General features: G+C 37.7%; 10 protein-coding genes. 5 read left to right on the top strand and 5 right to left on the bottom strand.

Annotation, left to right across the window (positions count from 1 at the left end; genetic code table 11):
* Window positions 1–6 precede the first annotated feature (6 nt).
* Entirely contained in the window at window positions 7–492 is a 486-nt protein-coding gene (locus tag K7G79_RS11635) for an IPExxxVDY family protein (protein ID WP_223551757.1), read from the top strand.
* A complete protein-coding gene (pyk, locus tag K7G79_RS11630) occupies window positions 492–1,934 on the top strand; it encodes a pyruvate kinase (protein WP_223551756.1) in 1,443 nt (480 codons plus the stop codon). Before K7G79_RS11635 ends, pyk begins: the two co-directional genes overlap by 1 nt.
* 75 nt (window positions 1,935–2,009) lie before the next feature.
* Here the strand turns inward: pyk and dinB are convergent, their stop codons facing one another.
* Window positions 2,010–3,134 (bottom strand): DNA polymerase IV, encoded by a 1,125-nt coding sequence (gene dinB / locus K7G79_RS11625; RefSeq protein ID WP_223551755.1) that lies wholly within the window; start codon window positions 3,132–3,134, stop codon window positions 2,010–2,012.
* A 61-nt stretch (window positions 3,135–3,195) separates the two neighbouring features.
* Here dinB and K7G79_RS11620 point away from each other — a divergent pair, with 61 nt between their 5' ends.
* Together K7G79_RS11620 and K7G79_RS11615 are read left to right on the top strand one after the other, a co-directional pair.
* Window positions 3,196–3,666 (top strand): CYTH domain-containing protein, encoded by a 471-nt coding sequence (locus tag K7G79_RS11620; RefSeq protein ID WP_223551754.1) that lies wholly within the window; start codon window positions 3,196–3,198, stop codon window positions 3,664–3,666.
* A gap of 101 nt (window positions 3,667–3,767) precedes the next feature.
* Window positions 3,768–4,301, top strand: coding sequence for a YciI family protein (locus K7G79_RS11615; RefSeq protein ID WP_370634218.1), 534 nt, complete (start codon window positions 3,768–3,770; stop codon window positions 4,299–4,301).
* Between the two features lies 1 nt (window position 4,302).
* Here K7G79_RS11615 and pbpC read toward each other — a convergent pair whose 3' ends face one another.
* The 4 genes from pbpC to K7G79_RS11595 form a co-directional block, all read right to left on the bottom strand.
* Window positions 4,303–6,630, bottom strand: a complete 2,328-nt coding sequence (gene pbpC, locus K7G79_RS11610) for a penicillin-binding protein 1C (protein WP_223551776.1) — start codon at window positions 6,628–6,630, stop codon at window positions 4,303–4,305.
* Window positions 6,631–6,714: 84 nt separating this feature from the next.
* Window positions 6,715–7,026: an antibiotic biosynthesis monooxygenase gene (locus K7G79_RS11605; protein ID WP_223551753.1), complete on the bottom strand. Its 312-nt coding sequence runs from the start codon at window positions 7,024–7,026 to the stop codon at window positions 6,715–6,717.
* A gap of 173 nt (window positions 7,027–7,199) precedes the next feature.
* Window positions 7,200–12,761: an alpha-2-macroglobulin gene (locus K7G79_RS11600; RefSeq protein WP_223551752.1), complete on the bottom strand. Its 5,562-nt coding sequence runs from the start codon at window positions 12,759–12,761 to the stop codon at window positions 7,200–7,202.
* 130 nt (window positions 12,762–12,891) lie between these two features.
* Window positions 12,892–13,971, bottom strand: a complete 1,080-nt coding sequence (locus tag K7G79_RS11595; protein WP_223551751.1) for an isoaspartyl peptidase/L-asparaginase family protein — start codon at window positions 13,969–13,971, stop codon at window positions 12,892–12,894.
* 113 nt (window positions 13,972–14,084) lie between these two features.
* Between K7G79_RS11595 and K7G79_RS11590 the strand changes: the two genes are divergently transcribed.
* Window positions 14,085–15,647, top strand: coding sequence for an aldehyde dehydrogenase family protein (locus K7G79_RS11590; RefSeq protein WP_223551750.1), 1,563 nt, complete (start codon window positions 14,085–14,087; stop codon window positions 15,645–15,647).
* Window positions 15,648–15,745 lie beyond the last annotated feature (98 nt).

Below are 15,745 nucleotides of genomic sequence, written 5' to 3'. Positions count from 1 at the left end.
AAGGTTATGGCTGTTCGTAAGCTTGTTCTCGATGATTTTTTTGATGAGGAGCAATATACTTTAATAGGTATTCATTGTACTTTAGAAGACTATCGCCTAGCTTATCTACTCAATAAATATTTAGAGATTAATTTATTGAGAAAACCAGAAGACTTAGATTTTGACAAAGGAAAGTCTGTATATTCAATTTTTGAATGGGAAGATTCCAAACACCTAAAAACCTGGAGTTTGGTTTCTAATATTTGTAAAAGGGAAGAGCAAAATAAAACAACATATGCGTCATTGTTTGAAACTCAAGAACCTATTATAAAAACCTACAACTTAATACCCGAATACAAGCAGGTTAACTTTTTTTTAAAAATTGAAAACGAATATAATGATTCTAAGGAAAAGTATATTGTAAAACAAATTCTAAGTATTCCTCAAATTGTAACAGCTTATAGCATTGACACAAGTCAATTAAAATCTAAAGCTAATTTAATTTTTAGTTAATGCCAACAAGAAAAAAAACAAAAATAGTAGCAACAATAGGACCCGCTTCAAGCACTAGAGAAGTATTAAAAGGAATGCTGGAAGAAGGGGTTGATGTATTTAGGATTAATTTTTCTCATGCCGATTATGAAGATGTTAAAGCACGTATAAATATTATACGTGAGTTAAATAAAGAATTTGGGTATAACGCAGCCGTATTAGCTGATTTACAAGGACCTAAGCTAAGGGTAGGAGTCATGAAGGAAGAAGTAGTTGTAAGTCCTGGTGATGAAATAATTTTTGCTACAGGGATGTCATTTGAAGGTACCAAAGAGCGGGTTTATATGACCTACGAACGATTTCCTCAAGATGCAAAACCTGGTGAACGTATTTTATTGGACGATGGGAAGTTAATTTTTGAAGTTGTTTCTACCGATAATAATACCGAAGTAAAGGCAAAAGTGATACAAGGAGGACCTTTAAAATCCAAAAAAGGCGTAAATCTACCAAATACCAATATTTCGCAACCGGCACTTACCGAAAAAGATATAGAGGATGCCATTTTTGCAATTGGTCAGGATGTCGATTGGATTGCGCTATCTTTTGTTCGTCATGCCGAAGACTTAATGCAGCTTCGCGATTTAATAGCAGAACATAGTGACTATAAAATTCCGATTATTGCAAAGATTGAAAAGCCCGAGGCTATTGAAAATATTGATAAAATTGTATCACATTGTGATGGTTTAATGGTTGCTAGAGGCGATTTAGGTGTTGAGATACCAGCTCAGGAAGTCCCCTTAATACAAAAACAGTTGGTACTTCGTGCTAAAAAAGCAAGAATACCAGTAATTATAGCAACCCAAATGATGGAAACTATGATTTCCAGTTTAACACCAACTCGAGCCGAAGTAAACGATGTTGCCAACTCAGTTATGGATGGCGCAGATGCCGTGATGCTTTCTGGTGAAACTTCAGTTGGAAGCTATCCAATACAGGTTATAAAGCAAATGGCTAACATTCTTAAAAGTGTTGAGGATTCCGATTTAATTCAGGTGCCTCAATTACCGCCGCATATTAGAACTAATCGTTACATTACCAAATCTATTTGTTACCATGCGGCAATAATGGCCAATGAAATTGATGCCAAAGCCATTTCTACTTTAACTAATAGTGGCTATACAGCGTTTCAAATATCGGCATGGAGACCGTCTTGCCATATTTTAGTGTTTACCTCTAATAAGCGCATACTTACCAGATTAAGTTTGTTATGGGGCGTACGTGCCTTTTATTACGATAAGTTTGTAAGTACTGATGAAACTATTGAAGATGTTAATGCTATTGCCTGTAAAAAAGGCTATTTAGGGGTAGGCGATATGTTAATTAGTCTTGCAGCTATGCCAATACAAGAAAAAGGTATGGTAAACACGTTAAGGGTTACCGAAATTAAGACTTGTAATTTTTAGCGGTATTGGAATAGTCATAAAATAAACTATACTTTATATAACACCCGTCTAAATTTAGACGGGTGTTATATAAAATTAAAATTCAAATTTTAACTGTACACTTATACTTGGCTGTTCAACTTTATTTTGGCTCCTGCTTACATCTTTCATTTTTTTGGATTCGGTATTTAAATTGGATAGCGAAATGCCCAATAACCTAACAGAGTTGCTAAGTTTTTCTTGATATAGCAAATCTTTCGCTGTATCTAAAATAATGCTCTTATCACTAATGTAATAAGTCAAGGTTTTACTTCGGGTTTGAAGGGTAAAGTCACTGTATTTTATTTTTAAGGTTACGGTTTTCCCGGCCACCCTACTTTTAGTCATTCGTCGAGAAACCTCATTAGCTATATTTTCTAATTTTTCCAGCATAAATACTTCACTGGAAAGGTTTTCACTAAAGGTACGTTCGGCAGCCAAACTCTTTCGGGTGCGATTGGGTTTTACTTCACTATTATGGATGCCTCGAACCACATGGTAGTAATACCGACCAGATTTGCCAAAATGTTTGTCTAAATATTCCAAGGATTTTTGTTTTAAATCCAGTCCAGTAAAGATGCCCAATTGGTACATTTTTTCTGAAGTTACTTTACCAACGCCATAAAATTTCCTAATATCCAATTCTTCTAAAAATGCTAGAACCTCTTCGGGATTTACTGTTTTTTGTCCGTTGGGTTTATTGTAATCGCTCGCCACTTTAGCGATAAACTTATTAATGGAAATACCTGCCGATGCTGTCAGCCCCACTTCATTTAGAATCCGTTCTCGAATCTCTTTGGCAATTAAGGATGCGCTGGGATTTCCTTTTTTGTTTTTAGTAACATCCAGATAAGCTTCATCCAGTGAAAGAGGTTCAACCAAATCGGTATAGTCGTAAAAAATGCTTCTGATTTTTTTTGAGATTTCAGAATACCGTTCAAAATTGGGGCGTACAAAAATAAGTTCTGGGCACAGTTTAGTTGCTAAATTCCCTGCCATGGCACTTTTAACACCAAATTTTCTAGCCTCATAGCTTGCCGCACTTACCACACCACGTTTTCCACCACCACCAACGGCAATAGGTTTTCCTCTAAGGTTTGAATCGTCCATTTGCGCTACAGAAGCATAAAAGGCATCCATATCTACATGAATTATCTTTCGTATGGGAAAATGGTGAGTCATGGTCAACCAAATTTACAATTTAAAGTTTCACTAAGTCATTCAAATTTTCAATCTTTGGGTTATGGCAATAGAAATAGAACGAAAATTTTTAGTAACTTCAGAGAACTACAAAAAAAAAGCCTTCAAAAAAACAAGAATCCTGCAAGGGTTTTTAAGCACCCATAAGGAGCGTACAGTGCGTATTAGGGTTAAGGATGATGAAGGTTTAATTACAGTAAAGGGGATATCTTCACAAGATGGTCTGTCTCGTTTTGAATGGGAAAAGGATATTTCAAAAGAAGAAGCCAAATCCCTTTTAAACCTTTGTGAACCAATCATTATTGATAAAATGCGCTATGAAGTTAAGATTGGAAACCATATATTTGAAATAGATGAGTTTTTAGCTGATAATGAGGGCTTGGTGGTTGCAGAAGTTGAGTTAAAAAATGAAGATGAGGTTTTTGATAAACCACATTGGTTGGGACAAGAAGTTACAGGGGATGTGAAATATTATAACTCACAATTAAGTATCAAACCATTTAAAACGTGGTAATCTTGATTTCTGGGGGCTTCAAAAACCTCAGCTACCGTAATAAGGGTTGACTAAATATAAAAGTAAACGACATGAAACGAATATTAATAAATTTTAGATGTGTGAAAAGAGAATTAATTTATGTTTTTATCGGATTACTTATTTCAGCTTGTAAAACTGAACCCAAAACAACAGAAATTACAACAGATACTATAGTTGAAGCAAAGGGAGATTCTATGATTGAAGTGAATGAGGAACCTATACAAAAATCAACAAAAGAAATTAAAGCAGAATTAACAGCAAAAGGATTTAAAACGTTTAACTATTTTGACGAAAAAACACAGGACACCATTTTAATGCAGCAATATTTTATTGCCTTTTTAAAACGTGGCCCTATTCGCGGACAGAACGAAGAGGAAACCGCTGAATTACAGAAAGAACATTTAGCACATTTAGCTAAAATGTATGAGTTAGGCTATGCTGATATCTCTGGGCCTTTTGGAGATGATGGTGATATACGCGGTATTACCATTTATAATGTGCCTAGCTTAAAGATGGCTGATAGTTTGGCCAATGCAGACCCAATGGTTAAAGCGGGCCGATTGGAAATTGAAATTCATCCGTGGTGGGCTACAAAGGGATTTCCGTTGCGATAGGTTATTTTGAAATAGTGATTTTCCGTTTAGCCTCATTCCCAAAAGCATCAACCACTGCAATGATATGTTCTCCATGACTTGGTTTTATGGCCAGCTCATGGATGTCTTTAGTGCTGCCCATATACCTTTCATCCAAATACCAAAACACGGTACCTTTAGGTTTTGAATGGGCTATTTTTACAATGAGTTCGTTGGTATTACCACCAAAATCCTTTGGTAAAAAAATGGTGTTGTCTTCCTTGGGATAAATGAATGCAATTGCAATGTCGTTATCTCCTAAGCAATCATTCCTAAACTTGGGTAACGGTTTGTAAAACGGATTTTTACTTTTGTAATAGTGGGCCATCAATGGCGGTAATACAAACCAGGGTTTATGTGTGATGTTTGATAAACTTTCACAAGACGTATTAACCCGATATTGTTCAGTTTTATCTAAATGAACCAAAATATGATACGGACACGGTTTTGTTTTTAAACCACTGTTTTGAATAAACCTTTCCTCAGTGTCATGACAATGCGCAGAAGCCCGATGGCCGCTTTGTTTGCAAATGGTTACTTGCTGCATCGCATCAAAAGGTTTGGCGAACCATTCACTATTTGGGAGTACATCAAACACATCAAAAAGTAGGGGTGCTGCAGCTTGTATACCCACCAATCCTGGGCGACCTTCGCCATCGGCATTACCTGTCCAAACGCCTACTACATAGTCTTTTGTTGTGCCAATGGCCCAGGCATCACGAAATCCAAAACTGGTTCCAGTTTTCCAAGCGATTTGTTTAGAGCTATCAAAAAACTCCCAATGGTCATCGCCTTCAGGTCTGTTAACCTCTTTTAAACTTTCATAGGTCAAATAAATGGAAGCCGCATCATAAAGTATTTTTTCCTGAGTTTTGTTTCCAAAGTCAATGGTTTCTGAAGCTAAAATTATGGGTTCACAAAACTCATTTTCAAAATACTCGCTCGATGTTTCAGAATAATGGTTTAAGGTAGAAGAAAGTGCTGCATAACTTTTACATAAATCCCACAGGTTGCTTTCGGCACCACCGAGGATTAATGATAGACCATAATGATTGGCATGATAAGTTAAATCCTTTAGGTGTAATTGTTTTAAATAGTTGTAAAACCTATCCAGTCCAAATTGCTGTAGCATTTTTACAGCTGGAACATTTAAGGAGCGCGACAAAGCCTTGCTAGCTGGTACAGCACCATCGTAGGTATTGTTATAGTTTTCTGGATGGTAATTTCCAAACTGCGAAGGCGTATCGGTCACTAAAGTGTTAGGCAGAATATCACCAGCATCCAATAGGGCAGCATATAATAAGGGTTTTAAAATGCTCCCTGTACTTCTTGGTTTGTCCATTATATCGACATCCTTTTGATGGGATTTATCTGTAGGTGCATTCCCTACATAGGCTAAGACTTGTCGCGTGCGTACATCTAAAACCAGTACGGCAGCATTATGGATTTCGTTTTGCTTAAGTTGGTTATAATGGCTTTTTACAATTTGGTTTACTTGTCTCTGAAGTTGTAGATCCAATGTGGTTTGCACCCGTTTACCCGAACATGTCTTAGCGATTTTCGGCAATAAGTGAGGCGCTATTTGGGGCAACGGAAATGGTTTTTGAGGTAAAGTTTCCGTAATGGCCAATTCATAAGTTAAAGGGTCTAAAATGTTATGATCCAGAAGTTTTTTAAGTAAGGCGTTACGTTTTTGTAACAATCGCTCTTGGTTCTTGCCCGGAAAAATTAAACTCGGGGTATTAGGTAATACAGCAAGCGTGGCACTTTCTGCCCAAGACAGATGATAAGGGTCTCTATTGAAATACCGCCACGAAGCAGCATCCAACCCTACAACATTACCACCAAAAGGGGCATTGCTGACATAGTAGGCCAATATGCTATCTTTTGAGGTTCTTAATTCCAAACGGGTAGCTAGAACAAGTTCAACAAACTTTTCAAAATAAGTGCGTTCTTGTCCTTTTCGAGATAAACGGATCACCTGTTGTGTAATAGTGCTTCCCCCTCGTTTTACGCTCCCCGATTTTAAATTCTCTCTTAATGCTTTAAAAATGGAAACAGGATTAAAGCCAGGATGCCTATAAAAATATTCATCTTCAAATTGAAGGATACAGGTTTTAAACTTTTCTGGGATACTGTCATTATATGGAAATCGCCACTGACCGTCTTTCGCAATTTGAGCACCGAGTAGTTCATTGTTTTTGCTTGTAATTATAGTTGCTGTAGGGTCATTAAAAAGCTGTGTAGGTAAGCAGAAATAATATGTGATTAGAAATACAGCAATGACTGTCGACTTTATTTTATGGTGCATTATGTAGCGTAATATTCTTGTCACTTAAATATATACTCTAAACCATCTGTTTTAGACGTGATTTAAGAGAATTTTATAACAATATTAAGGATTAACAAATTCATATTCACGCTCAACCTTACAAACTTTCACATTGTACCAACTGTACCAATACTGTCTTCCTTTTAGTTGGGCGGCAAGATGATCGGTCTGTTGTTTCCATTGTTTTATAGCCTTCAAACTCTCCCAATAGCTCACCGTTATGCCTACCTCATTTCTAGCGCTGTCCATACCTAAATACCCTGATTGTTGCTTGGCCAATGCAGCCATCTTTTCAGACATTTCTGCATAACCTTCAATAGTATCCTTTTGGGTTGAGGTAAAAATAACAGCGAAGTAAGGCTTGAAGTTTTCCATGTGCTTGTTTATTATAATATCAATGTCTCAAATGTAACGATTATTCAGCCTTTCCGACTTTGATTTCCTCAGCCATCAGAAATTAAATTTACCTTCCCTAGGCTAAGGAAGGAATTGGTTTTGGTAATTTCATTATAATTCTCATCCTTTTTAAGGAAATCTAGGTGTTTGTGTTATTTCACAACTTCAATCCATTTGCCTTTAGTTCTCACAAAATAATCATTGTCATACATGGCTTCTGCTTGAATGCCCAGCAAATAATATGTGCCAAGGTAGGACGTATTAAGCATTACCTTAAAGGTTTTGGTGCTTGTTTTTCCCTTTTTGTCCAAATCGAAATAGAAGTTCACACGATCGTCCCTAATATCCGTATGTCTTGCTGGACTTGTTACAGTACTTCCAAAATCGGTAAAACGGGTATTCACAATTTCCCAACCTGATGGAAAAATTTGTGTTAGAGCCACGTCATTGATAGCTTCATCCTTTAAATTACTTACTGTTACAGTAGCCACAAAATCCTGTCCTTGCATTAATTTGGAAACATCAAGTATATTACCATTTAAATTAGAATAACTCACCGAGACACTTAATCCACGCTGCTCAATTAATTCTTCGCCCAAAGGCAATTTACCAGAGTTTAAAACATGCACATAAATAACATTGTCGACATTGTTGGTAAAAGACAATGTATTGTTGCCATCGATACTGTTTAATGGGCGTTGGGCTATGGCTTGTTTAGTGTTTATGGTTTCTGTTTTGCCATTAATGGTATAACTGACGTTTAGGGCTTTGCCCCCATTAGCATTGACCATTTTGGCCATAGCCAACAAGCTATAAGCAGTGGATTGTGTGCTCATCCACCTGTTGCTGGATAAATCTTTTGCTATATACTCGGCCAATTCCCTAGTTTTTGGATTCTTGGTAAGCACCATCGTTTCCAGTGCCATGGCACGGTTACGGTCTACAGATCCGTAGGTGTAATAATCATTTTTTACAGGTTCAAAACTAATATTAGCCGATTTTGAAATTGCCTCCCCGGCTTCTTTTTGTCCCGCTAGTGCATAGGCTGCGGCCAATCGCCATTTGGCTTCATTGGAAATTTCACTGAATTCCCGTAAGCGGTTCATAGCGGCCAAATCTGGACTTCCAGCCAATGCTAGGGTGTATAATCTATAAGCTTGGGCCAAGTCGGAATTATAAGTTCTGTAACTTGGGCGCCATTGCCGCGCTGCTTCCTTTTGGTAGCGTAACCAATTGCTTTTAAAGGTTAATGGCAACACAAAGCCCTTCTTTTCGGCCTCAATCATAAAGTGGCCAGCATAACTGGTACCCCAATCGTTAACTGAACGTTCGCCCATCCAATAACTCAATCCACCATCTGGCTTTTGAAAATGTGCCAATCGTTTAATGCCGTTTTCTATATTGGTTTGTGTCTGTTGCTTTTTGTCTTGGGTTAAATCGAAGATATCGTTTAAAAATAACTGCGGGAACACGCTCGATGTGGTTTGCTCTACACAGCCATGAGGATATCGAATTAGGTATTGCAAACGCCTTGAAAAATCCATTGGTGGCAAGGTAGAAAACTCCATCGTAGTGCTATTGGTTCCCATAACACCGAAAGTTGAAAAGTTTAACGTTTCTGTAGCCTTCGCTGCTAAGGTTTTAGTAATGGCTTTAGATGTTATAGGGTTTGTGTTTTCTACATCAAGTTCTACTTTATAAGTAGATTTTTCGCCATTTCCAGAGGCTATCACTTCTAAGGTATTAATGCCCTTGGCCATACTCACATCCAGTTCAAAATAGGCCATTTGCTCACCGGGTTTGGGAAAGTGCAAGCTTTTCTTTGAATCTCCAATAACTGTAATGCCTGGACTAAGTTTTAACGACACTGAAACGTCTTTAACCTTGTTTTCCATAGCAAAAACTGTTACAGGTAGGGTCACTTTTTCACCAGGACTTAATTTTCGTGGTAACGATGCCAAGACCATTAAAGGCTTTTTAACTTCAACGGATTTATCAGTGCTGCCATAGGCTTCATTTTTAGCGTTCCCAGCAACCACCATCGTCCTAACAGCTCCAATATAATTGGGCAGTTTTAGGGTATGTGAGGCCTGCTCACCAGCTTTTAATTCAAATGGGCCTAAATAGGAGACCACAGGCTTAAATCTGTTGGCTTTTTTGTTTTTGCCGGCCGTAGCATTGCCATCACCACCAATAGCAAAGACTTGATCGATACTTCCGGAATAAGCTCCAACTACATCATCGAAGATATCCCAAGTTTTTACCCCTAAGGCTTCACGAGCATAAAACGCATCCCAGGCATAGGGTGTTTTAAATCGGGTGAGGTCCAACAAGCCTTCTTCAACCATGGCTATGGTATAAGTCATGGGTTTGTTGTTTTTTTCTGAAATCGTAATGTTGAAAGATTCTTTGGGGCGTAATACATCGGGCATATTAAGCTGAGGTTCCAATTTGGTGTTGGGATCTTCAACCAGCATAGGAATCACACCAAACAAGCGTATGGGTAAATCGTTGGCTGTAACGGCATGGGGTTGCAATAGGGAAATATTAATAAACACGTTGGGTGCCATTTCCGAAGTTACAGGAATGTCTACCGTGGTTTCTCCTTGTTGTGTTTTTACCCACTTAAAATCCAATACTTCAGTGCCATTTTCAATGCTTACCAAGGCCCGACCTTCGCTGCCCGACTGAAAGGTAATTTTAGCGGTTTCTCCAACGTTGTATTTTTCCTTGTCGGCTGAAAAGATGAGCATTTTTGCTGCATCTTTATTGGATGATGATGCATTTTGCCACCAGTTTTTATAAAAATAAGCTGTTCGACCGGTAGCATGGCCACCCACAGGATCAATGATTCTAATAAGGTAGCGGCCACGGTCTTCGTTCGGAATGTTAAGGTTTAGTGTGACTTCGCCTTGGACATTGGTGCTGATTTTTCGACTTAAATAAGGTCTGTGGTAATTACTGGATACGTAACTGGATAAATCATCGTAAGAGGAATTCCACCACCAGCGCCATTCTATCTTATAGATTTTAACTTCAAGATTGTCACGTTTTATAGGCTTTCCGTGGGCATCGACCACAACTACATCAAAGCTTTGGTTTTCATCCGTAAAGTAAGAACCGTAGGCATTGCCTTTGGGTGAACGTAAACCGACAAAAGCATCATAAGGCGCATAAGGCTCGTTAAAAGCATCGATTGAAAAGTCACCGCCATTTTCAAATGCTCGAACCAAAAACTGAACGTTTAGCATACCAGGTGAATTTTTGCCTACCGTTAATTTACTATCAATGTTAGCCAAACCTTCTTCGTTGACTTTGCCTTCAAACACATTAATCTCTTCCGTTTGAAAATTACGAGTAGGGTCGTTAAACACATAATCCTTATAATTTTTAAATCCTGAATACGAGGTGCTAAATTTCGCTTTGACTTCAGCTTTTAAGTTTTTAGCAACTGCACCGTGCAACCATTTTACATCCAGTTTGCCTTTTAGCGGCTCGTTATTGGTTAGCACATCATTTTCAAGATCGATTTTAATTTTTAACCGATTGGGCTTAACAGTTTCCATTTTAAGGGCTTTGCTAAAGGAGGCTCCACCAACCGATACTTTGGCATTGTAATTTCCTGTTTTATCCTCGTTTGACGTTGGTACAGTAAACTTGTAAAAGTTGTTCAGGTTATCGCTGGTAATGTTTTTATAGACCAATTTCCCGTTGGGGTTTGTTATTTCCAACTTTACGGGATGCCCTTTGGGAAGTTTATTCGCCTTATCGTTTAGCATAAAAGTAAGATGAAGTGTATCGCCTGGTCGCCATACCCCACGTTCACCATAAATGTAGCCCTTGAGTCCGCGTTGTAGTTTATTGCCAGAAACATCAAATTTGCTCAAGGATAAGGAGTTTCCATCTTGGAGTCTTATATAAGTGGTATTATTCCCTTTTGAAACGATGGCAAAAGCAGCATGTTTATCGGAATCGATAATGGTCAAACCTTGCTCGTTGGTTATACTGCTGGCCAATTCCTGTTGCTGGTAGTTATAGAGCGAAACTTTAGCATTAGCTTCGGGATTAGTGTTTAAAACATTGGTAACGGCAAAATAGTAGGAGTTGTTGGTACCCTGTTTAGCAATTACCCCTAGGTTTGAAGCTAATAGGTTTTGGGATACAATCCTATTTTCGTTGTAATAGGCATCATGACAGGGGTTGTTTTCTTCACGCCAATTATAGACGTAATTTTTATAGCGGTAAAGGCGGTTGTCCCAATAGGCTTCTTCACGTAATTCTTCATCTTCAGTATATTCGATATCACCAAAATCCTCTTCAAATTCTTCTTCATAATAATTTTCGTAATCATCGCTTTCAGAGGTTTCCCTGCCTTCACAATTGTACAGGGAATAACTTTTATCAAAACTTAGTTCAACGCGGTATATAGCTCCTGCATCGGCTTTAAAGAATTTTGAAAGATCGATACTGTAAGCCTTCCATGTGCCTAAATTTTCAGCTGAGGTTTGTAATTGAATGGTTTGCTTGGCTATACGACGTCCTACCTTTTTAATGTCGTAGCTATTCGTGCTGTTAAGGTTATTGTCCTGCAAAAACTGAAGGATATTGTCTTCAAAGATTTTAATGATGCGTACATCGACGGCACTTAAATTAACCGCTTCAAAATTAAATTTGAGTTCTTCGGAATTCGGTAAAAGGGTACCACTATTAATTAATCGGACTTGTGGCTTTAAATCTTCAAAGATGATGGTTTCAGAAAACAGGGTTTTAAGTTTATAGCCTTCAGTATTTTTTATGCCCTGAAACACATCGACCTGTATATTGCCAGCCAATTTAGAATCGGGATATACTTTTAGCAAATTACCATCAACAATATATTTTGGGTTCTGCACATTTTGAATGGTCACCAAGCCGTCAAAATTCTGTTGTCTTTTTAAAGGATCTGAAAAATTAATGGCCAAATATTGTTCTGGGGTTTGTATAACATTAACCTTCGTAATGGTAAAATTGTTCTTGCCGGGAATAACAATGGTATTTTCGCCTTTGTTTGAAGCATTTATGGCTTTTCCATTCCATTTTACTAAGATTTCACCGTCTTCTACTGTGCGTTTAATACTGTCTATTTTAAATTCAAAGTTTTTGGAGGTTTCATTCAATTCATTAAAAACAATAATGAGTTTTTTGGCATTTTGTGTAGCTTCTACCAAATTTTTGGCATCGTTAATAGAAATCACATCAGCCGATTTAATAACGCCCTCCATATACTGCCAATCCTTACTGTACGATTGTAAACTTTGGGTTACGATATTAAAATTGGGTGTTATGGTCTTGAATTGAAAGGTGTAGTTTTCATAACCTTTTGGAATATCTTTATAAATGCTATTGAGCTTAACCGTAACGGTGTATTCGGTATTGGATTCCAAATATTCGTCTGGAATAAACAAAAGCGTGTGCTTATTCGCAACAGTAAGTTTACCTTCAGCATAAGGTGAAATGGTAATTAATTTATCACTTATTTCTTGTCCTGCTTCCCAATCTTCCACATCGTTGACCAAATTAATTTGTATGGAGCCAGCTGCCGACACCATTCCAGAGGTGGTGTAACTAATATAATCCCTAAACTTAAAAAGGTTATCGGTTTTTACATCCTTCTTTTTACAGTAAACAAATAGGAAGATTAGACCAACTAACAGAGAAAACTTTTTTGATGCCATAACATGAGGTTTTTAAGTAAATATAAATTAGAAAAGAAGCGTAAGTAGATTCCTTAATAAAGCTACGGTTAATTTTTAAATTTTAGATTTAGGGTTTTTGTTAAATTACTCTTAAAGTTTAATAAGGGCTTTAATCGCCATAAATCCCAATGTAAAGTTCTCCTTTATCATTCATAGAAGCTCTATACATACCTACGGTATTGAACTCCATGCTAATATTTCCATTTTTATCTAAGGCGATAATACCTCCTGTGCCACCCAATCGGGTTAGTTTATTTTGAATCACATCTTTTGAAGCTTCCGCTAAGGAAAGACCTTTGTATTCCATAAGTGCTGAAACATCGTAAGCCACCATACCACGAATAAAAAATTCCCCCCAACCCGTACTGGATACTGCACAAGTGTTGTTATTGGCATAGGTGCCTGCTCCAATTATGGGTGAATCACCAATACGTCCCCAACGTTTGTTGGTCATGCCTCCAGTAGAGGTTCCAGCGGCTAAATTCCCATGTTTATCTAGAGCAACACAGCCCACAGTGCCGTATTTAGAGTCTTTAATAGCTTCATCATATAAGGATACTTTGGTGTCATGACCCAGTTCGGCTTTTTCTTTATCTAGGATTCTTTGAAGGGATTTAAAACGTTTTTCAGTATAAAAGTAACTAGGGTCTACGATAGTCAACCCATGCTCTTTGGCAAAGACCTCTGCACCATTTCCCGAAAGCATAACATGAGGTGAATTTTCCATAATGGCCCTTGCAAGACTAATTGGATTTTTAACTGTTGTTGTTCCTGCAGAAGCTCCAGCATTTAAGGTTTTTCCATTCATAATAGAGGCATCATGTTCGTTTATACCTTCATGGGTAAAAACGGCTCCTTTTCCTGCATTAAATAACGGTGAATCTTCCAATACAGTTATGGTTTTTTCAACAGCATCTAAACTAGTCCCCCCATCCTTCAAGATGTTGTATCCTATACTAATGGCTTCTTCTAATTTTTTATGGTATTCCTCTTCCATTTCAGAAGTGATATTCTTCTTAAATATGGTACCGGCACCACCGTGAATGACTATAGCAAACTCTTTTTTTTCCTTTGGTTTAATAGTGTTTTCATTTAATTTTTCTTCGGAATTTGAACCATCTAGTTTTTGATTTTCTTTACAATTACAGATAATTGATAAAATAATTAATAAACAAAGCCTTTTTTTCATTGTTTGACTGATTAATTTCACCTATTAAAGGTAGTGTTTTTTAAAACTTTAAGGTGGATCTCGAAAGAATAATTATTAGTATCTTAGCTTAAAATTAAATAAATCGTAAAATAATGACGAAAATTAAGGCTGTTACTGCGGATTTCGGAATAAATAAGGTTTTGAAGGAATTAGGTGTTGAGGCTATAAATGAAGGAACTTCAACGGGTTCAGATAATTTTTCAAGTGGAGAGCTAATTGAAAGTTTTTCACCAGTTGATGGTCAATTGATAGGTAAAGTAAAGGCAACTACAAATGAAGATTATGAAAAGGTGATGGATACTGCAACATCAGCCTTTAAAACATGGAGGTCTATACCTGCACCCCAACGTGGCGAAATTGTGCGTCAGTTTGGAGAAAAGTTACGAGAAAAGAAAGAAGCTTTGGGTAAGTTGGTGTCTTATGAAATGGGTAAAAGCTATCAAGAAGGTTTGGGTGAAGTACAGGAGATGATTGATATTTGTGATTTTGCTGTAGGGCTTTCGCGTCAGTTACATGGGCTAACCATGCATAGTGAACGTCCCGGGCACCGCATGTACGAACAATATCACCCACTTGGTGTGGTTGGAATAATTTCAGCCTTTAACTTTCCGGTAGCAGTTTGGTCTTGGAACACTGCATTAGCTTGGATTTGTGGAGATGTTTGCGTTTGGAAACCTAGTGAAAAAACACCACTATGTGGTGTAGCCTGTCAAAATATTGCAGCCGAAGTGTTTGCTGAGAATAATTTACCCGAGGGCATCTCCTGTTTGATAAACGGAGATTATAAAGTAGGCGAATTTATGACCAAGGATTCGAGAATACCTTTAATTTCTGCTACAGGCTCTACCAAAATGGGTAAAATAGTGGCGAAGGAAGTCGCTGGTCGCTTAGGTAAGACTTTATTGGAACTTGGTGGTAATAATGCTATTATTGTAACCCCAGATGCCAATATAAAAATGACGGTTATTGGGGCTGTTTTTGGTGCCGTGGGAACGGCTGGTCAACGTTGTACCAGTACACGCCGTTTGATTATACATGAATCGATTTACGATACAGTTAAAAATGCTATTACAGAAGCCTATAGGCAATTGCGAATAGGGAATCCGTTAGATGAAAACAATCATGTTGGCCCGTTAATAGATGTCGATGCCGTAAGCATGTACCAAAATGCGTTGACTAAAGTCGTTGAAGAAGGCGGTAATTTAGTGGTTGAAGGGGGTGTGCTTTCTGGAGAAGGTTATGAAAGTGGTTGTTATGTAAAACCTGCAATAGCAGAGGCAGAACCATATTTTGAGATTGTACAACACGAAACCTTTGCTCCTGTATTATATTTATTGAAATATTCAGGAGGTGTAGAAAATGCTATAGCTATTCAAAATGAAGTCGTGCAAGGTTTGTCTTCAGCCATTATGACCAATAACTTACGTGAAGCTGAGCATTTCTTATCACATGCGGGATCTGATTGTGGTATTGCTAATGTGAATATTGGCACTTCGGGAGCGGAAATAGGAGGTGCTTTTGGAGGTGAAAAAGAAACAGGTGGCGGACGCGAATCGGGTTCGGATGCCTGGAAAATATATATGCGCCGTCAAACCAACACCATTAACTATACAACTGAGTTGCCTTTGGCTCAAGGAATTAAGTTTGATTTATAGTTAAATTAAAAACCTTGCCACAAATCCGAGGTTATCGGTAGGACAAGGTTTATATCATAAAAGATTAATAGCATTACAAATGTAAGAAATTTTAATTA

This window comes from Aestuariivivens sp. NBU2969 (genome assembly GCF_019931125.1).
Lineage (GTDB): Bacteria > Bacteroidota > Bacteroidia > Flavobacteriales > Flavobacteriaceae > Aestuariivivens > Aestuariivivens marinum.
The sequence above is the reverse complement of the archived record's forward strand: the minus strand, read 5'-3'. Positions and strand labels throughout refer to the sequence as shown.